Source organism: Halocynthiibacter styelae (genome assembly GCF_016123485.1).
GTDB lineage: Bacteria > Pseudomonadota > Alphaproteobacteria > Rhodobacterales > Rhodobacteraceae > Halocynthiibacter > Halocynthiibacter styelae.
Genome location: NZ_JADCKQ010000007.1, coordinates 131,788 through 151,115, shown reverse-complemented (window position 1 = coordinate 151,115; position 19,328 = coordinate 131,788). Strand labels below are relative to the sequence as shown.

18 protein-coding genes are annotated in these 19,328 nt (G+C 56.4%); 10 read left to right on the top strand and 8 right to left on the bottom strand.

Features of this window, described 5'->3' with window-relative positions; all coding sequences use genetic code 11:
- Positions 1–39: 39 nt before the first annotated feature.
- Both purS and purC read right to left on the bottom strand, forming a co-directional pair.
- Complete coding sequence (gene purS, locus H1D41_RS11055) at positions 40–279, bottom strand: phosphoribosylformylglycinamidine synthase subunit PurS (protein WP_228848963.1); 240 nt, start codon at positions 277–279, stop codon at positions 40–42.
- A gap of 11 nt (positions 280–290) precedes the next feature.
- A complete protein-coding gene (gene purC / locus H1D41_RS11050) occupies positions 291–1,052 on the bottom strand; it encodes a phosphoribosylaminoimidazolesuccinocarboxamide synthase (RefSeq protein ID WP_107497977.1) in 762 nt (253 codons plus the stop codon).
- A 238-nt stretch (positions 1,053–1,290) separates the two neighbouring features.
- Between purC and H1D41_RS11045 the strand changes: the two genes are divergently transcribed.
- From H1D41_RS11045 to bmt, 3 genes are all read left to right on the top strand, one after another.
- Positions 1,291–1,605 carry a DUF1476 domain-containing protein gene (locus H1D41_RS11045; RefSeq protein WP_228848962.1) on the top strand — a complete coding sequence of 105 codons (315 nt, stop codon included), beginning with the start codon at positions 1,291–1,293 and terminating at the stop codon, positions 1,603–1,605.
- Between the two features lie 168 nt (positions 1,606–1,773).
- Positions 1,774–3,783, top strand: coding sequence for a phosphatidylglycerol lysyltransferase domain-containing protein (locus H1D41_RS11040; protein ID WP_228848961.1), 2,010 nt, complete (start codon positions 1,774–1,776; stop codon positions 3,781–3,783).
- A 147-nt stretch (positions 3,784–3,930) separates the two neighbouring features.
- On the top strand, positions 3,931–4,953 hold the full coding sequence (bmt, locus tag H1D41_RS11035; RefSeq protein ID WP_228848960.1) for a betaine--homocysteine S-methyltransferase: 1,023 nt from the start codon (positions 3,931–3,933) through the stop codon (positions 4,951–4,953).
- Positions 4,954–5,012: 59 nt separating this feature from the next.
- Here the strand turns inward: bmt and H1D41_RS11030 are convergent, their stop codons facing one another.
- On the bottom strand, positions 5,013–6,098 hold the full coding sequence (locus tag H1D41_RS11030; RefSeq protein ID WP_228848959.1) for a PA0069 family radical SAM protein: 1,086 nt from the start codon (positions 6,096–6,098) through the stop codon (positions 5,013–5,015).
- A 178-nt stretch (positions 6,099–6,276) separates the two neighbouring features.
- On the opposite strand from H1D41_RS11030, the gene H1D41_RS11025 reads away from it, so the two are divergent.
- Together H1D41_RS11025 and H1D41_RS11020 are read left to right on the top strand one after the other, a co-directional pair.
- The gene (locus H1D41_RS11025; protein ID WP_228848958.1) at positions 6,277–6,975 is read left to right on the top strand and encodes a corrinoid protein; all 699 of its coding nucleotides are present in this window, start codon (positions 6,277–6,279) and stop codon (positions 6,973–6,975) included.
- Positions 6,976–7,091: 116 nt separating this feature from the next.
- Positions 7,092–7,745 (top strand): DUF1638 domain-containing protein, encoded by a 654-nt coding sequence (locus tag H1D41_RS11020; RefSeq protein WP_228848957.1) that lies wholly within the window; start codon positions 7,092–7,094, stop codon positions 7,743–7,745.
- Between the two features lie 60 nt (positions 7,746–7,805).
- On the opposite strand, the gene H1D41_RS11015 is transcribed toward H1D41_RS11020, so the two are convergent.
- Positions 7,806–8,219 (bottom strand): SufE family protein, encoded by a 414-nt coding sequence (locus H1D41_RS11015; RefSeq protein WP_228848956.1) that lies wholly within the window; start codon positions 8,217–8,219, stop codon positions 7,806–7,808.
- Between the two features lie 142 nt (positions 8,220–8,361).
- Here H1D41_RS11015 and H1D41_RS11010 point away from each other — a divergent pair, with 142 nt between their 5' ends.
- Positions 8,362–8,844, top strand: a complete 483-nt coding sequence (locus tag H1D41_RS11010) for a hypothetical protein (RefSeq protein ID WP_228848955.1) — start codon at positions 8,362–8,364, stop codon at positions 8,842–8,844.
- 9 nt (positions 8,845–8,853) lie between these two features.
- On the opposite strand, the gene H1D41_RS11005 is transcribed toward H1D41_RS11010, so the two are convergent.
- Complete coding sequence (locus H1D41_RS11005) at positions 8,854–12,306, bottom strand: YhdP family protein (protein WP_228848954.1); 3,453 nt, start codon at positions 12,304–12,306, stop codon at positions 8,854–8,856.
- Between the two features lie 116 nt (positions 12,307–12,422).
- On the opposite strand from H1D41_RS11005, the gene bcp reads away from it, so the two are divergent.
- The 4 genes from bcp (at position 12,423) to H1D41_RS10985 (ending at position 15,815) form a co-directional block, all read left to right on the top strand.
- The gene (gene bcp / locus H1D41_RS11000; RefSeq protein ID WP_228848953.1) at positions 12,423–12,914 is read left to right on the top strand and encodes a thioredoxin-dependent thiol peroxidase; all 492 of its coding nucleotides are present in this window, start codon (positions 12,423–12,425) and stop codon (positions 12,912–12,914) included.
- A complete protein-coding gene (locus tag H1D41_RS10995; RefSeq protein WP_228848952.1) occupies positions 12,911–13,729 on the top strand; it encodes a ferritin-like domain-containing protein in 819 nt (272 codons plus the stop codon). Before bcp ends, H1D41_RS10995 begins: the two co-directional genes overlap by 4 nt.
- A 291-nt stretch (positions 13,730–14,020) precedes the next feature.
- On the top strand, positions 14,021–15,334 hold the full coding sequence (locus H1D41_RS10990; RefSeq protein ID WP_228848951.1) for a DUF5930 domain-containing protein: 1,314 nt from the start codon (positions 14,021–14,023) through the stop codon (positions 15,332–15,334).
- On the top strand, positions 15,324–15,815 hold the full coding sequence (locus tag H1D41_RS10985) for a bactofilin family protein (RefSeq protein WP_228848950.1): 492 nt from the start codon (positions 15,324–15,326) through the stop codon (positions 15,813–15,815). Before H1D41_RS10990 ends, H1D41_RS10985 begins: the two co-directional genes overlap by 11 nt.
- A 455-nt stretch (positions 15,816–16,270) precedes the next feature.
- On the opposite strand, the gene H1D41_RS10980 is transcribed toward H1D41_RS10985, so the two are convergent.
- The 3 genes from H1D41_RS10980 to prfB form a co-directional block, all read right to left on the bottom strand.
- Positions 16,271–17,074, bottom strand: a complete 804-nt coding sequence (locus H1D41_RS10980) for a DUF2189 domain-containing protein (RefSeq protein ID WP_228848949.1) — start codon at positions 17,072–17,074, stop codon at positions 16,271–16,273.
- A gap of 166 nt (positions 17,075–17,240) precedes the next feature.
- Positions 17,241–18,053: a hypothetical protein gene (locus H1D41_RS10975; RefSeq protein WP_228848948.1), complete on the bottom strand. Its 813-nt coding sequence runs from the start codon at positions 18,051–18,053 to the stop codon at positions 17,241–17,243.
- Between the two features lie 139 nt (positions 18,054–18,192).
- A complete protein-coding gene (gene prfB, locus H1D41_RS10970; protein WP_228848947.1) occupies positions 18,193–19,320 on the bottom strand; it encodes a peptide chain release factor 2 in 1,128 nt (375 codons plus the stop codon).
- Between the last annotated feature and the right edge of the window lie 8 nt (positions 19,321–19,328).

Sequence of the window (19,328 nt, the reverse complement as noted above, 5' to 3'; positions counted from 1 at the left end):
GGTCCGGGCGGCTTTTGTATTCAGTGTTGAGGGTCTGTCTCAGACGATCTCAATCGTGTAGCTTTCGATCACGGTGTTCGCGAGCAGCTTTTCACACATGTCTTTGACGTTTGCTTCGGCCTTTGCGGCATCGGTTTCTGCGAGGTCCAGTTCAATCACCTTGCCCTGACGCACACCGTCGACACCGTCAAACCCCAGCGCACCCAGCGCATGACGCACGGCGTCGCCTTGTGGGTCAAGAACACCATTTTTCAGCATAATATGAACACGGGCTTTCATGGCAGGGCCTTTCAGTGAACGATTGTCGGTTTGGTGGCCGGGGCCACATTTGCAGGCAGCACGCCAAGACGGCGGGCAACTTCGGTGTAAGCGTCTGTCAAATTGCCAAGATCACGGCGGAAGACGTCTTTATCCAGTTTCTGGCCGGTCTCAATATCCCAGAGACGGCAGCTGTCAGGGCTGATTTCATCCGCAACGATAAGGCGCATGAAATCACCTTCCCAGACGCGGCCGATCTCGATTTTGAAATCAATCAGCTTGATGCCAACGCCATACATCACGCCGGACAGGTAATCATTCACCCGCAAGGCCAGCGCCAGGATGTCATCCAGATCCTGCTGAGACGCCCAGTTGAAGGCGATGATATATTCCTCTGGCACCAATGGGTCGCCAAGGCTGTCATCTTTATACGAGAATTCCACAATCGGGCGCGGCAGCTGTGTGCCTTCTTCAATGCCCAGACGTTTGGACATGGACCCTGCGGCATAGTTGCGCACGATCACTTCCAGCGGCACGATTTCACAGCTGCGGATCAGCTGTTCGCGCATGTTCAGGCGTTTGATGAAGTGGTTCGGCACGCCGATCTGGGTCAGACCATTCATAAAGAATTCAGACAGGCGGTTGTTCAGCGCGCCTTTGCCATCGATGGTGTCTTTCTTCTCAGCATTAAACGCCGTCGCATCATCCTTAAAATACTGGATCAGCGTATCCGGTTCAGGGCCTTCATACAGAACCTTTGCTTTGCCTTCGTAGAGCTTTTTACCTTTGGCCATGGGACCTCCCTGATGCCAGCAACCGGTTGCGCACTGCCGGAACCCGGGCCGGGTCCGCGCGGCTTTGGACGCCCTATAAGCCAGGTATGGCGTCAGAGCAAGACAAGAGGCAGCCGTGTTTCCCCGATACACGTATTTTTCACAGCCCACACGCGAGACTTCCCCTTGATACAACACCCAAAGGGGGGCATATGAGTGTTAACAACAGATTATTTTCATTTCTGAAGGAGAGCCGAAAATGAGCACCTTTGACGATCGCGAAGCCGCCTTTGAAGCAAAATTCGCCCATGATGCGGAAATGCAGTTCAAAGCAGAAGCCCGCCGCAACAAGCTGACCGGTCTCTGGGCCGCAGAACTGCTTGGCAAATCCGGTGATGAAGCTGCTGCTTACGCCGTAGAAGTCGTGAAATCCGACTTTGAAGAAGCAGGCCACGACGATGTTGTGCGCAAGCTGGCCGGTGATCTGGGCGACAAAGCGTCTGAAGACGCGATCCGCGCGAAGATGGCAGAGATGATGGCTGTCGCCAAAGATCAGATCATGAACGAAGCCTGATCCACAGGATCAGTACTGAACACTCTGAAACGCGCCTGACCGGGCGCGTTTTTTTTGTCGCCTCATATTTGTCACCTCATAAAAATTCCCTTCACATTTTATCTGTTAAGACTTCGCTTAGCACGCGCCTGCATAGTGCTTTCCGGGTGAATTATCGGAGGGGTGTGCATGGATTTCGCACCAGGTGGGTCGAAAGACGCAATACAGAAACACAATAGAATACAGGTTTTACGGGCGCGTCCTCTGCCCCCGCGTATCAGATTGCGTCAGGTGATCCGCAACGGATTGCCGCTGGTTCTGGCCGGGGCTTTTCTGATCCTGTTGATGCAGCAACTGGAAGGCCTGGATTTATCCGCTGTGATGGCCAGCGCCCGGCAGGTCAGCGCCCTGCAATGGGGGCTTGCCCTGTTTTTCACCGCCCTCAGTTTCCTTGCCGTCGGGCGTTATGATGTGTTGGTGCACCGGATACTGAAAACAAATGTACAGCCGGAACGCGCCCTGAAAGCCGGGATCACCGCGATTGCCATCAGCCAGACCACGGGGTTTGGACTGTTTACCGGCACGCTGTCACGCTGGCGCATGCTGCCGGAAATTTCCCTGTATCAGGCCGGACGCATGACCGCGATTGTTGCGGTGACCTTCCTCAACGGCTGGCTTGTGACTGTGGCCGTTGTTCTGATGATCAGTGGGACCCCAGACAGCACAGCCCTGGCAAACCTGCCGGCCTTCACAGAATGGCTCATTCCTTTGGGCCTTTTGACAGCTTTACTGTCAGTCCTTTTCTCTTTGCTGCAGCCGCGCAGGCTTCCCCTGCCCGCATTTCCATCGCTTAAAACTCTGTTTTCAGTTGTTACCCTGACCGCGCTTGACACGTTCACTGCCTGTGGCGCGCTTTGGGTGCTTCTGCCTGATGCGGCAAATCCCGGCCTTCAGATGCTGATCCCCGTCTTTCTGCTGGCCTTTGGCCTGGGGCTGATCTGCGGATCCCCGGCGGGTGTCGGTGCGTTTGAGGTTGCGATTTTTGCGCTTCTGCCCCTCGCCCCTCAGGCGGAACTTCTGGCGGGTATTCTCGCCTGGCGGCTGGTCTATTATCTTATTCCCGCCCTGTTGGGTGTGACGGCGCTTGCCTTCGGGCAAAAAAACCTGCCCGTGTCACCACATCAGCCACTGCCAACTGTATTGACAGATCATCCGCCTTCGCCCCTGCTTCAGGCCCGTGCCCCTTTTGCAGAAGCAGGGCTTGCCTGGCAGGGACAGCTAAAGACCAGCACAGCTGTCGGGGCTTCGGTATCCTGGCTGACCGGGGACACAGGCCAGGCCCTTGTCGCCCTGCGCGCACCCCTTGACGCGCCTTCGGACACAGCCGCCCTTCAGGTTTTGACCCGCACCGCCCAGACCCGGGGGAAGCTGCCCTGTCTTTATAAGTGCCCCGCCAGGCTTGCCGCAGTGGCACGCCGCAAAGGCTGGAAGATCCTGCGTATTGCCGAAGAAGCCTGGATCAGCCCTGCAAACTGGACCTTAAATACACCGGCGCGACGCGGATTGCGGCGCAAAATCCGCAAGGTGGAAAAGTCAGACACTGAAATCAGTTACGCCCCCTGGCTAACCGCAGAGGATCAGGCCCGGATGACCGAAATCTCAGCAAACTGGGCCAGGGCAAACCGGGGCGAACGCGGGTTTTCCATGGGGCGGTACTGCCCACAATATCTGACCCGGCAAAAGGTGTTTGTCGCCCGGCGAAACAGCAGGATCATTGCCTTTGTCAGTTTTCACCAGAACCCGAAGGAATGGGCGCTGGATCTGATGCGTCAGGGCGAAAACACACCGGATGGTACAATGCAGGCACTGATCACAGCAGCCCTTGATATGGCACGCGCACAGGGCATTCCCCGGCTGAGCCTCGCAGCCATGCCTTCGCCTGCATATCCGCGGTTATTCAGTCGTGCTGTGCACAAAAAACAAGAGGGGCTGAGACGTTTCAAACTGGGTTTCGCACCGCAGGTAAGCCCACTGTATATCGCCTGCCCGGGCTGGATTTCCCTGTGTGTCTCTGCCATTGATATCGCCCGCGCTATATGTCACCCGCCTGCACTGCATGAAACCCCGGCAAACCGAATGTTCGCGCGACGGTTCAGAACTCCACACTGCCGTTCTGAACGAAATTCACAATCATTATGAATCTTTTTGCTATCTGCGTCCCCTGCCGGCGTTTGCTTTGCCAAGGCATTTCTGGCATGTGCTTTGGATGCTGGTGGGAATAGCCCGGGACAAACCAGCATCTTTCGCTGCGCGGCGCAGCCCAGAAGCAAGATAAAGGCCAGGAATATGAGCACCGCTTCCAAAGTTAATCCCCTGCAAACCATGCTGGACACCCGCGACTGGATTCTCGCAGACGGGGCGACGGGCACAAACCTGTTCAACATGGGCCTGTCATCCGGCGATGCGCCAGAGCTGTGGAATGTGGATGAACAGGATAAAATCCGCGCCCTTTACCAAAATGCTGTCGATGCGGGCAGTGATCTGTTTCTGACCAACAGCTTTGGCGGCAATGCCTCGCGTCTGAAACTGCATGATGCCCAGGGTCGCGTCGGTGAACTGAACCGCGCTGCTGCCGAACTTGGCCGCGAAGTTGCGGATAAGTCTGATCGCGATATCATTGTTGCCGGCTCTGTTGGCCCGACGGGTGAGATCATGGAACCCATGGGCACGCTGACCTATGCGGGCGCGGTTGAGATGTTCCAGGAGCAGGCCGAAGCTTTGAAAGCGGGCGGTGTTGATGTGCTTTGGGTTGAAACCATTTCAGCCCCGGAAGAATTCAAAGCCGCCGCCGAAGCCTTTGAAAACGCGGGCATGCCATGGTGTGGCACCATGAGCTTTGACACCGCCGGCCGCACCATGATGGGTGTGACCAGCACAGATCTTACGGATCTTGTGGGCAAGCTTTCCCCTGCACCTCTGGCCTTTGGCGCCAACTGTGGTGTCGGGGCCTCAGACCTTCTGCGCACTGTGCTGGGCTTCAGCGCCCAGGGATCGAACACGCCAATCATTTCCAAGGGCAATGCGGGCATCCCGAAATATGTGGATGGTCATATTCACTATGACGGCACCCCTGAACTGATGGCCGATTACGCGGTGCTGGCACGGGATTGTGGCGCGAAGATCATTGGCGGTTGCTGCGGTACCATGCCGGAACATCTGCGTGCCATGCGCGAAGCACTTGAAACACGCCCTGCAGGCGGGCGCCCGTCGCTGGATACGATTGCTGAAAAGCTTGGTGGGTTTTCATCCGGCTCAGATGGCACGGATGATGCGGCACCTACCCCGCGACGCACCCGCCGCCGGGGCTGATAAAAGACACAGAACCCGCCGCATTCCGGCGGGTTTCTTTTTCTCAGAACTTCTTTTTCTCAGAACAGTGCCATCTGACGCCCGTTTTCCAGCGGCACCTCAAAAAGATCACATCGCAGATCCGGGGCGTCTTCGTTCAGTCCCAGCCGGGCACAGGCCTGGCGGAACCGTGCGCCAAGCAAAGCCGCATATGGCCCCTCGCCCCGCATACGCTGGTGCCAGGAAGAACTGTATTCTTTGCCGCCGTGCATATCGCGCAGCTTGCCCATCACTTTTTCGATCTTTGCCGGGTAATGTTCCTCAAGCCAGGATTTAAACAGCGGTGACACTTCCTGCGGCAGACGCAGCATGATCCAACTGGCCGCCGTTGCCCCGGCGGACCGACAGGCGCGCAGGATAGCTTCCATTTCATGATCATTCAGCCCCGGGATCATCGGGGAGACCATGGCACGCACGGGAATGCCGGCGTCTGTCAGGTTTTCAATCACTTTCAGGCGTCGCGCGGGCGCAGGCACACGCGGTTCCAGCAGGCGGGATAATTTCGCATCCATAGAGGTGACTGAAACGCCAACCCGCACAAGCCCCCGTTCTGCCATAGGGGCAAGAATATCAATATCGCGTTCAATCAGGCTGCCCTTGGTCACAATCGCCACCGGATGGTTGAAGCGCGCCAGCACCTGCAGAATATCACGCATGGTTTCATATTCTTTTTCAATCGGTTGATACGGATCGGTGTTTGATCCGATCGCCAGAGGCGCCACCTTATAACGCCGCGCCCGCAGTTCCTGTTCCAGAACCTCGGCGATATTGGGCCGCGCGATCAGCTTTGTTTCAAAATCAAGCCCCGGGGACAGGTTCAGATAGGCATGGGTTGGCCTTGCGAAACAATAGATACAGCCATGTTCGCACCCCCGATACGGGTTGAGCGAACGGTCAAAGGGCAGATCCGGCGATTTCACCCGGTTTATGGCAGACCGCACCTGTTCCTCGCGCACCTCAGTGCGCAGAACCGGGGGCTCTTCCCCGTCCCCCGGCCAGTCATCGCATGTGTTTTCCCGCGCAAAAGCTTCATAGCGCGGGGTTTCATTTGTCAGGGCCGCGCGGCCTTTTGCAAGGCTGCGTGGGGGCGCTTCGCCCGATGTCATGGAATCTTCAATCATGAGAACAAAAATAGAACATCAGCATGAAAATTACCACAGAAAGTTCATAACCGTCGTTCTCATTCATCTTCGTGTCGGAAACCGGCAGGTTGCGCGGCGATAAATCGCAGATTAAGGAATTAAGAAACTCCGGGGGCTCCCCGCTTAACGCCAGGAAATACACATGTCTGACGAAGAAGATATCATCCTCTCTGAACTGCCCGATGACGAACTTGTCTTGCAGATGCATGACGACCTTTACGACGGTCTGAAAGAAGAGATCGAAGAAGGTGTGAACATCCTGCTTGGCCGCGGCTGGCAGCCATACGAGGTTCTGACCAACGCACTTGTTGGCGGCATGACCATCGTTGGGAAAGACTTCCGCGACGGTATTCTCTTTGTACCTGAAGTACTTCTCGCGGCGAACGCGATGAAGGGCGGCATGGCAATCCTGAAGCCTCTGCTGGCTGAAACCGGCGCGCCACGTATGGGCACCATGGTGATCGGCACTGTGAAAGGCGACATCCACGATATCGGCAAAAACCTTGTTGGTATGATGATGGAAGGCGCTGGCTTTGAAGTGCGTGACATCGGCATCAACAACGCTGTTGATGCTTACATGGAAGCACTGGACGCCGGTGATGTTGACATCCTGGGCATGTCCGCCCTGCTGACAACCACAATGCCTTACATGAAGGTTGTGATTGACGCGATGATCGAAAAAGGTGTGCGTGATGATTACACCATCCTCGTGGGTGGCGCGCCACTCAATGAGGAATTCGGCAAAGCCATCGGTGCTGACGCTTATTGCCGTGACGCAGCTGTTGCTGTTGACACCGCAAAAGAATTCATGGCCCGTAAGCACAACCAGGTTGCTGGTTGAGGCTAAGTAATCTCTCCTCCGGGCAGTATGCCCGGAAGACTTTGCCCCGGCCCTTGTGCCGGGGTTTTTCTTTGCCAGCCATTGTGGCAAGCTAAAAAGAACGTGGAGATCGCCAGATGCTGCCTGATGACAATACGCTGACAGAAAAAGGCCTTGAGGGCACAACACCAGGGAAACCCGGACGTATCCTGTTGTTGGCCTGCGGGGCGCTGGCGCGTGAAATTCTTGCGATCAAAGACCTGAATGGCTGGGATCACATGGATCTGACCTGCCTGCCTGCGATTTACCATATGTTCCCGGAAAAGATCGTCCCTGAGATCGAGAAAGCGATTGGGAAACATCGCGAAAATTATGCCGACATCTTTGTGGTCTATGCGGATTGCGGCACCGGTGGCCTGCTACAGGCCAAATGTGAAGAGCTGGGCGTTCAGATGCTGAAAGGCCCGCATTGCTATTCTTTCTATGAAGGCAATGACCGCTTTGCGGCACTTGCCGAGGATGAAATCACATCCTTCTATCTGACTGATTTTCTGGTGCGTCAGTTTGATGCGTTCATCGTGAAACCGATGGGGCTGGACCGGCATCCGGATCTGATCAACATGTATTTCGGGAATTATGAGAAACTTATCTATCAGGCCCAGGTAGAAGATCCGGAACTTGATGCAAAAGCCGAAGCAGCCGCTGCAAGGCTGGGCCTGGCATATGAGCGCCGCTTTACAGGCTACGGCGATCTGCAGAATGAACTGGCGACACTGAAAAAGCCGCAGTAATGGGGGCTCTGCCCCCGTCAGCAGGCTGACTCCCCCGGAGTATTTTCAGAAAGATGAAGATCAGGCGCTTTGTGCTTTGGCAACCGCGCGAATGCGATCAACCATGGCGCGCACCCCGTTTGAACGCTGGGACGACAGATGTTCATCGAGACCAAGGCGCGCAAGTTCGCCCTGCGCATCGGTCGCCAGAACGTCCGCAAGCGTCAGCCCGTTGTACAGCGACAGAACCACCGCGATCAGCCCGCGCACGATCATTGCATCGCTGTCGCCTTTCGCCTGAAAGATGCCATCCTCAATGATCGGATGAATCCAGACCTGGCTTGCGCAGCCATCTACCTTATTGGCAGGCACCTGAAGCGCCTCATCCAGGGCTTCCATATTCTTGCCAAGATCAATCACATAGCGATAGCGATCTTCCCAGTCGTCCAGAAAGTCAAAGTCTTCCGCAATATTTTCAAAGGCTTCACTTGCCATGTCGCTGAGATCCTGCTGCTATATGAACACGGGGCTTATGCCCGACAAATGTGATCTAGGGGTTTTGCTGCGAAAGGTCCAGTCGCGACGCTTTGCAAAGCGCTGGCTTTGGGGTAGATCTGACGCAAAGGGAGAGAATTTAATGACGAAATCTGTGGTGAAATCCGTTTCTGTTACGCTGAGCGCCTGTCTGTTTCTGACCGCCTGCGGTGGTTCAGCCAGTTCCCTGAGTTCCGCCAATCCGTTTAACTGGTTCGGCGGAAAAAACCGCGCCGCAGAAGCAGCCACCACAGCAGAGCTGCCCACAGATCCGCGCGCGCTGATACCACAGATTACAGATGTGAAAACCGAACGCGCAACCGGCGGTGTGATCCTGCGTGTAACCGGCCTGCCTGCGCAACAGGGATGGTCGCAGGCGGCGCTTGTGCCGCAAAATGAAGGCATCGCCCGTGATGGTGTGTTAAGCTTTGAATTCCGCGCCCTGCCCCCGCGTGTCAGAACCCTGACCTCAACACCGCAATCGCGTGAAGTTGTGGTGGCCACATTTTTGAGTGATTCCCAATTGTCCGGGGTGCGTAGCATTCAGGTGCTTGGTGCATCCCGCAGCCTGTCGGTTCGCCCATAACTGGCAGAGTTATTCCGTCGGCACCTCTGGGGCGCGCCCGCGGAAGACATCGCGCAGAATACCCGGGGTCAGGATCGACAGCGGGTTTACCCGGACTTTCGGATCATCCGCAGTCCCCTGCAGGCGATAGTTAAACCCAAACAGCCCCTCTCGCCGACGCGACACGGCAGCGCCGACACCGTTCAGCAGGTAGATCGGCGAAACCACGCCGCGCAGATCAAGCCCTGAGGTTCCGAGGTTATAAATCCCTTCCATCGACACCCCGAGAGAGGCCCCAATTGCGCTGCCATCCAGCAGGTTCACATAGCTCGGGGTCAGCACAAAATGCGACTGCACACTGCCGAAGCGAATGCCATCGCCGTTCAGTTGCTGAAGCAAACCAACGACAGAAATCGCGCCCAGGATTTCCGCCAGGGCTGGCGCACCACGAATTTTGATGCCCTCTGCTGTCAGGCGGCCGTCGTAATGGCCTTCCTCAGCGCGTGGCACAAGGAACATATCCATTGAGCCGCCATAGACTTTGGAAAACACACCTGCGGCCCGCAGAACAGCCCCGCTGTCATCGCTGCGGATCCGCACAGAGGTGCCCTCAACTGATGGGCTGAGACGACCAGACACAGACGCCTGCCCGTTCACAAGACCGGTGAAGTCGCCCTGCAATGCAGGCGATGTATTCAGCTGACCGCGCATATTATGCAAGGCAATGCTATCGCTGATCTGCAGGCGATCCAGCGCAAGCGTGATCGGTGTGTTGGAAGAACCTGTCCCGGCACTGCCACCCTGCCCGAAGGTTGTACGCCGGATATCAACCCGCCCGCCGCGCACAGAAATTGCCGGGGACTGGCCTGCATTCCGGGCCGTCAGGGTAACAGGCGCATCCAGCCAGCTGCCGACAGTAACACGGTCAAACACGGCCTCGCGGAAGCTGTTGTTATCGTTCAGAACCACCTGACCAACCGCATTCAGACCATTGCTTTCGAGTTGCAGGCGATCAATCCGTACAGGCGCGCCAAGACGCCCGGAAATCTCCAGGCTGCCACCAGAGGACGCGGGTTTAGACCAGCCGATTTCCCCAATGCGCAAGCGCGCGCCGCGCAGATCGGAACTCAGCCGCATTCGCGGTGCTTCGTTGCGACGCAGGTCAATCGCAAATTCGCCCCGGCTTTCGCCACGAAGGAAACCATCCGGCAGTGCAATGCCGAATTCATCCAGAAACGCCTGATCCAGAATTACCTGACCAGATACCGAAGATTGCCCCGGGTTTTCCGGTGACAGGCTTTGCTGCCACAGCGCATCAAACCGGGCGCCTGTTGTGGCGGTTTCGGCCTTTGCAACAAAACCAGATCCCGAAATTTCAAGCTGTTCATTGTTGGCAAAAACCTGCATCGCATCCGCCAGCACCCATTTGCCGGGCACAATTTCACGGGTGCCCATATTGCGCAGGGTCGCGCGCGCTTCAAAGGGCACATCTTCGGCCTGCAGATCACGCCGCAAAGGCACGGTGATATCGGCCACAACCTGCGCTGTGCCATTTGCAAGATCAACGGGAAGTCCGGCCTTCGTAAAGAATTCAAACGGGCGTTGATCCAGAAGCGATGTCACCGCCGTGATCTTGCCCTGCGCCTGCAAATCCACATGCAGATCCGGCGGTCGCAGACTGATATCTTCCAGCGTCATAACAGAACCACCAACCTGCAGCGTGCCCCCTTCTGGTGGTGCAACCTGGCCTTCTTCCGCCACCAGAACAAAGCGATTGCCCTGCAGGGAACCGTAACCGCGACCATGCGTGATCAGGGGCATCTGGCGCATGAACCGCACGGCTGCGTCCTGAAAACCGAATTGTGCGGTGACAACAGGCTTTTCACCAGGATTCAGACGCAAGGCCGCACTGGCGGGGCCAATCACACCTTCCAGAATATTAGCGTCCAGCCATTTCCGGGTGTTCCCCGCCGCTGCCAATGGCCAGAGCGCCACGACAGAACGTGCCTCCATCTGATCAAGTTCTGCATCAACAGAGACCTCCCAGCCGCCAGGTTTGGCAGAAACCTGCCCCCGGGCCACCAGATGACCATCGCCCTGTTGCAGCATCGCCTGTCCAAGGGTCAGGGTGAACGGATTCAGTTCAAGGCGCAGTTCAACCACACCCTGATCAATACTGACAGGGGCGGCAAAAACGCCGTCAGGGCTGAGTTCCAGCGTATCAAGACGGAACTGCCCCAGAATTTCTTTGGGCCAGCCGTTGCGGATATCGCGCAAAAGCCCCTGCCCTGACATCAGGAAACTGCCGTAATCCGTGGAAACGGAAAGCTCATCAAAGTGAATACGCTGCTGCGCCGGATCAAAACCAAAATAGGCCCGGGCCCCGTCAAACCCCACGGGCACCGTGTCTTCGGTCGGCTTCAGCGCACCCGCACCGATATCCAGCGTGCCATCGGTAGAGGCCAGATTGCCTTCGTCATCAATTTCCGCACGCAGCGCCCCGGACACGGGCGCATCCAGCACCTCAAGCCAGGCCAAAGCCGGGGCCTGGCTTGCGAAGTCAGATGCAGGCAGGCCGATTACATTGGTCGCCAGCACCGCCCGGCGGGATCCTTTAAATGAGGTAAAGGAAACCGCAGCCTGGGCCGGTTTGTCTTCGCCATAAAGCAACTGAAACCCCAGGCGCAGTTCAAGCTTATCCGGCTGTTGGGTCAGTTCAAACGCACCGCCCTCTGCGATCCAGAATTTCGCGGCACGCACATCTTCGTATTGAAAGGTGAAATCTTCCGCGGACATCATCCGGACTGACGCCAGTTCCGGCGTTTCAAAGATCCGGTCAATGCCATCCAGAATATCTGCAAGGTTCCCGGTGCCCTGCAACGCGCTGCCATCCGGGCTTTCAAGCGCCATATCAAACAGCCCGTCAGGATCGCGACGCAAGGCCATAAAACCACCATTCACCGTGACATCCAGCGGGGCAACGGTGGCACGCAGCAGTTCACGACGCGACAATGTCACCCGGATATTGCGCAGTTCTGCAATCGGCAGATTGGTCTGATCCGCCAGCGCCAGGCGTTCAATCCGGATCTGCGGCTGCCATTCTTCGGTCAGGATCACATCAATCCGGCCCAGATCCATCTGACCGCCGGCAAGAGATTCCCCCAGAACTTTTTCAACACGCACCGCCAGGAATTCTGGTGCTTTCACCGCGCGCCCCGCGACAAGTGCCAGTGCGATCGGCACAAGCACCGCCAAGATCGCAAAGAGAACCAGCAGACTGAAAATCGTCGCATGGCGCTGACGCCAGGGTTTCTTCGGCTTTTTCGGCTTGCGACGGCGTTTCTTGCGCCCCTGTTCCAGATGCGGCTGCAACGTCGCCATCAACTGTTCCGGGCGGATTTCCTCATCAGGCACAGCAACAGGTGCAGCGGTTTCAGCCCCTGCATCTTTCGTTTCTTCCAGATCCTTTTCGGGGGTCGTCATCCCGTCTCCGGTTGTTCCTGATCCGCACGACACTGGCTGTCGCACCGGTTTCGCTTTATCTTCGCGCGTTGCACGCTAAAACGGAACCAGAATCTTTGTGAAGGGAAGAGAAGCCCATGCCAACCGATACATCCTACACCCCACCTGAAACTGGCGAAAAAGCGCCTGATTTCGCTTTGCCATCAGATGATCGCGGTGACATCACCCTGTCAGATCTGGCGGGCAGCGCGGTTGTGTTGTTTTTCTACCCCAAAGACAATACGCCGGGCTGCACCAAAGAAGCCTGCGGGTTTTCTGATGACAAAGCCGCATTTGAAGCCGCGGGCGCGCGCGTTTTCGGGATTTCCAAAGACAGCCTGAAGAAACACGAAAACTTCCGCAAGAAACATGGGCTGACCGTGCCTCTTTTGTCGGATGCCGACAGTGAAACCTGTGAAAAATACGGTGTCTGGAAAGAAAAGAAGATGTACGGCAAAACCTTCTGGGGCATTGAACGCACAACAGTTCTGATCGCTTCTGACGGCACAATCGCCCGGATCTGGCGCAAAGTGAAAGTGCCTGGTCATGTCGAAGAAGTCCTGGCCACCGTGAAGGAGCTGTCCGCATGATGACCCTGTCGGAAATGGCGGTAGACGTGCTGACCTGCGCAGATGGCCGTGAAAAGGCGGCGCGCAGTCTTGCACATGGCAAGGCCTGGTTTGACATGCGCAAGACTGGTGATCTGCCTGACATTGGCACAGCCAGCCCGCCGGATTTCCCTGCACGTCCCGACAAACCTGAACTGCTTTCACCGCGTGACGTGCCCCGTCGCCGTCCCGGAACCGACGCCGGGCGCATCGCACTTTTGCACGCCGTCGCGCATATTGAACTGAATGCGGTTGATCTGCACTGGGATATCATTGCCCGGTTTGCTGATGTAAAAATGCCCGGCGGTTACTATGATGACTGGGTCAAGGCCGCTACGGAAGAAAGCAATCATTTCAATATGGTATCTGACTGTCTTGAACGTCTTGGCAGCCATTATGGCGCACTCCCGGCCCACGCCGGCATGTGGCGGGCAGCGGAAGATACGGCAGAAGATTTCATGGGACGGCTGGCGGTTGTCCCCATGGTTCTGGAAGCCCGCGGCCTGGATGTCACCCCCGGCATGATCGAAATTTTCCGCAAGGCAAAAGACGATGAATCTGTTGCCGCGCTTGAAGTGATCTATGCCGAAGAAGTCGGCCATGTGGCCTATGGGTCCAAATGGTTTCACTTCCTCTGTGGCCGTCATGAACTGGACCCGAAGGAACAGTTTCACAGCCTTGTGCGCAAATATTTCCACGGGTTGCTGCGCCCGCCGTTTAACGAAGAAAAACGCGCCGAAGCGGGCCTGCCGCCTGATTTCTACTGGCCCCTGACAGAAGATCTGCCCCAGGAATAACCCCATCGGATCCGGTATCTTCCCGGTGAAATTCCATCAGATCAGACAAAAAACCGGCCATAACCCGCCGGTTTTTATCATTTTGACCCTGTATCGCGCAAAAATTCTTGCCCCAAAGCCGGGGTGGCGCTAACAGATTACCAAAGCCTTAACCTGTGCAAACAGGCTGGCATTGAGGGGTTCTTCAGGCGGTTCACGACGCCACCTGCCGGGACTTGGGACGAAATATCAGCGACCGGGAAACTGTTTCGCTGTCAGGGTTATGCGGCCCTGTGTGACGGGTTAAGTGACGTGGCATTTACTAAGCTGAATTCTTTGCTGGAAAAGCGTTTTCCGGACAGACGTATCTTTTTGCGTTCTGACGAGGAAACCCGTTTTATCCGTCTTTCGCCTTTGGCGCAGGTCACCGCACTGACCGGTGTTACCCTGACCTTTTCCTGGACCGTTCTGGCAACCGCCATTCTGCTGATGGATAACATTGGTGCCGGATCTGTCCGTGACCAGAGCCAGCGGGAAAAAGTCCTTTACGAAGAACGTCTGAACACCCTGTCCTCTGAACGCGATCAACGCGCCGCCGAAAGCCTTGCTGCACAGGCCCGCTTTAACGTGGCGCTGGCCGAAGTGTCCGCCATGCAAAGCCAGCTTCTGGCCGCTGAAGATCGCCGCCGCGAGCTGGAAACCGGGCTTGAGGTCATTCAGGGCAAGTTGAATTCTGCCCTGTCAGAACGCGATAATGCCCGGGACAATGTGAACACACTGACGGCTGAACTGGCCGGTGAGACCGGGTCTGCCCGCACAGAAGCGTCCAGTGTTGCGGATGTCGAAAACACCCTTGATTTCCTGACTGCTGCGCTGGAACAGACCGCAGATGAACGTGACCGTATCGCAGGTTTTGCCACGGCGCATGAAAACACTGTGAAAGATCTGCTGTTTGAAGCCCGCCTGGTGGAACAACGCAATGACCGGATTTTTCAACAGCTTGAGGATGCGGTCACCGTTTCCCTGAAACCGCTGGATGATATGTTCCGCGCCGTAGGTCAGGACCCGGATCGTCTGATTGAATCCGTGCGTCAGGGCTATTCCGGTCTTGGTGGCCCACTGACACCGCTGCTGGTGCCCGGTGCCGACGGCCAGATCGATGCCGACAGCCTGCGCGCCAATGCTATTCTGCGCGAAATGGACCGCGTGAACCTGTACCGTATTGCCGCGCAGAAAGCGCCCTTCGCAATGCCGGTACAAGGAAATTTCCGTTTTACATCTGGTTTTGGCCGTCGCTGGGGCCGGATGCACAATGGTACAGACTTTGCCGGGGCCCATGGCACCCCGATTTACGCAACGGCGGATGGCGTTGTGACACATGCTGGCTGGCAGTCGGGCTATGGCCGATTGGTGAAAATTCAGCATGATTTTGGTATCGAAACCCGCTATGCACATCAGACCCGTCTACACGTTCGTGTCGGCGAACGTGTATCGCGTGGTCAGCAAATCGGCGAAATGGGGAACACCGGACGTTCGACCGGCACCCATCTTCACTATGAGATCCGCGTCGGCGGAACACCCGTAAATCCCATGAACTATATCAGGGCAGCCCAAGATGTTTTCTAAGAGCAAAATCCACGAACCAGGTCCAAAAGCAGGTTCTGACGACACTTCCAAACCAGCAGCAGCACCGGTTGAAAAGCCAGCTGTGCCTGCACCCGCTGCGGCGGCCCCTGCCCCAAAGGCAAAACCACCAGCATCCCAGCTGTCTTCTGACCTGCATATCACAGGCAATCTGAAGACAACCGGCGACATCCAGGTTGAAGGCCAGATTGACGGCGACATCCGCGCACATCTGCTGACAGTTGGCGAAGGTGCCACTGTACGCGGCGAAGTTGTTGCTGACGACGTGGTTGTCAACGGCCGCATCGTTGGTCGTGTGCGTGGCCTGAAAGTCCGCCTGACCTCCACCGCACGCGTGGAAGGTGACATCATTCACAAAACCATCGCGATTGAATCCGGCGCGCATTTCGAAGGTTCCGTCCAACGTCAGGATGACCCGCTGAACGCGTCTGCCAATGCAAAGCCTGCCGCAAAACCTGAATAATCAGGTTTACTGAATTACAAATTTCAAAGGGCACCCACTGCGGTGCCCTTTTTATTTGCCAGCGTCTCATTGCTGGAAACGCAAGGTCACAGCAGGGCTTGGCCTAATTGCCCAAATGCCAGAACCTTAATACCGTATCTCACAGTACAGATCTGCCGCTGCAATAGAACTGACCGGATACCAATGCCTCTGTCGCCCCCCGACATGACAATATAAGGACCTGAGAACATTATCTCAGCCGATTTCTGCCGCCTCATGGCGCGCTACAACACCTGGCAAAACGGCGCGCTGATAAATGCCGCGGATGGCCTCACCGGTCACGCGCATCGCCTCGACAGAGGCGCCTTCTTCGGATCAATCACCGGCCCCACCCCCGGGGCCAGATCCATGCCATGCTGACAGCGGCTGGTGCCATCCCAACCCCGACGAACCTGACAGATCTGGAATAAAACAGTTTATCCCCGCGTCCGCTTGCGCCGTGTGACAGGCACCAGCGTCAGACGGTACAGATGCCAGGATGCATGTCCCAGCACCGGCAACACAACCAGCAGGCCGATAAAGCCAGACAACATGCCGATAAACATCATAACCCCGATCAGCACGGCCCAGAACATCATCACACCAAAGTTCGCGGCCACCGTCTGCACAGACAGGATCATCGCGGTGATGTAATCCATTTCAAGATCCAGCAGCATTGGCAGGGTCATCACAGTGATCGCATATAAAAAGAACGACAGCGCCGCGCCCACGACGGTACCAAACATCAGCATGATCAGCCCGTTCCCTGTCATAAAGAACCCGGGATCAGACACATTGACCAGCGACATCGTTCCCAGAAACAGCGCAAAAATCATATGCGAGATGAAGAACCAGAACAGAAAGATAAAGATCACGATGGCGCAAACGGACGGGATCTGACGATCCTTCTGCCGCCAGATCACCCCCAGGACTTCGCGCCATTCCAGCGGCAGCCCGGCCTCAATCCGGTGGCTGACCTCATACAGACCAATCGCGGCAAAAGGCCCAACCAGCGGAAAACCAAAAACCGCCAGCACAAGCCAGTAGCTTTGCCCCGTCGCCATGGTGATCCAGGTCATGATCCAGCCCGCAATCATATAGGTCGCGGCAAAGAACAGCCCGAACATCGGCGCTTTGCGAAAATCGGCAAAGCCGCGCCCCATGGCGGTCTTCAGGGTTGAAATCGAAATTTCCGCGATATCCGGTCGCGGTGATGCCTCTGGCACAGTGTTCTCTGCCATGGGTCGCCTTCCTGTCTTGCAGCGGTTTCGCGCGTGTCCTCTGGCGCCCTCCTCCGCTCCAGTTCCACCCACTGCTGTTATTGTGGCATCAGGCTAGCAAGGGACAGATTGCCGCGCCAGCATTTTGTCGCAGGCTTGCCCTGAAACCATGCGTCACGAAAGTCGCTTACTCCTGGTAAACGCCACAAAGCGGCGGGCGTGGCGTGCCCATCCCATCGGAGGACATGCCCTCATACCAGCCCGCCCCAAAAGTGATCAGCTGCATTTCGAAAGACAGATGCGCATTGGTATTGCGCCCCTTGCTCAGTTCTTCAACCATTTGCCAGCTCTGCGTTCCGAAAACATCTCCATCCGCGCAATCCGCTGCGTTTCCCTGCCTGCCGGCGGTTTCGATAAAGGGCACGAAAACTTCCCTCAGAACCCGGTGGTTCTCAAGAATCTCGTCCGTTGCCGTTGCCTCTGCACAGCTTCCATGCAGAACCTGAAATCCGGGAGGTGTGCGCAATGGGTCATCGGAATAAAACCGCAGCTCACCGCTTAGTATCCCGGCCGCGATAAATCGCATATATGCCTGAAAGGCATTCTCCTGGTCCCAGCTCCGGTTAATGATCACCAGGTTTCTCAACTTTTGTCCATCCAGGAAACACCCGGGATCACCGTATTCCGTATAGGCATCAACTGCGGAAATCGCAGGTTGGATATCGGGATCATCCAGCGAAATCTCACTCACCACCTGCGGCAATTCTATCTGGCAGATGGGTTCTGGCAGATAGGCCCAATGACCGGACCTGATCGCATCCGGCGCGGCTTTCAGATCATCGATAACCGCCTGCTCAAATCCCGCCTCAAGCGCTGCCGCCTCAGTTGACGGACCAATTGCGCAGCCATGCGGTCCCAGGAACTCTGTCAGGGGGACCTGGGCGGTGACTGGCATGGCCACTGGCAGCAGGCATGCCACAATCAGATTTCTCAACATCATACTCTGTAAATCCTGTCTCTTTCTTTTCAGCGAAAATATCCCCGCCGGAGGCATAAAAGTAAAGGGCACCCGCCTGAAAGGCGGGTGCCCCCGAAACAAAACCAGGCGTGGCCGTCAGGCCGCGCAATCTCTCTTATAATCAGTCGACGCCCTGGGCTTCGCCGCGGGACTTACCCGCAACATCCATCGCCAGTGTCGCCGCCATAAGTCCATCCAGCGCGCCATCCAATACCCCTTTGGTGTCAGAGGTCTCATAGTTGGTCCGCAGGTCTTTCACCATCTGGTAGGGCTGCAGCACGTAAGACCGGATCTGGTTGCCCCAGCCCGCGTCACCGGCGTTTTCATGCACTTCATTCACCAGCGCAGACCGTTTATCCAGCTCGATCTGATACAGGCGGGATTTCAGGGCCTTCATCGCGATGTCCCGGTTCTGGTGCTGGGATTTCTCAGAACTTGTGGTCACAATACCGGTTGGCATGTGGGTGATCCGCACGGCAGAGTCGGTGGTGTTCACGTGCTGACCACCTGCACCGGACGACCGGTAGGTATCAATCCGCAGATCAGACGGGTTTACCTCGATTTCAATGTTGTCATCCACAACCGGATAGACTTTGACTGAGGTAAAAGAGGTATGGCGTTTCGCGGCTGAATCGAACGGCGAAATCCGCACCAGACGATGCACACCGCTTTCCGACTTCAGCCAGCCATAAGCGTTGTGACCGGAAATCTTATAGGCCGCAGATTTGATACCCGCTTCTTCACCAGCGCTCTCAGATTGCAGCTCAACCTTATAGCCCTTCTTTTCAGCCCAACGCACATACATCCGTGCCAGCATAGACGCCCAGTCACAGCTTTCTGTACCACCGGCACCAGAGTTGATCTCAAGGAAGGTGTCATTGCTGTCGGCTTCCCCGTCCAGCAGTGCCTCAAGCTCTTTCTCAGCGGCTTTCTCAACCAGGGCTTTCAGCGCCTCTTCCGCATCTTTGATGACTTCTTCGTCTTCTTCCATCTCGCCAAGTTCAATCAGCTCGACGTTGTCAGACAGATCCTGCGCGATCCCTTTGCAGGTATCCAGCGCATCCACCAGCATCTGACGTTCGCGCATCAGCTTCTGTGCGTTTTCCGGATTGTCCCAGAGGGTCGGGTCTTCAACACGTGCGTTGAATTCTTCCAGACGATGGGGCGCAGTTTCCCAATCCAGGCGCTGCTTCAGCAGTGCAATGGATTTTTCAATGGCCTCAACCCAGTTCTGTGCTTCCGCGCGCATGGCTTTTC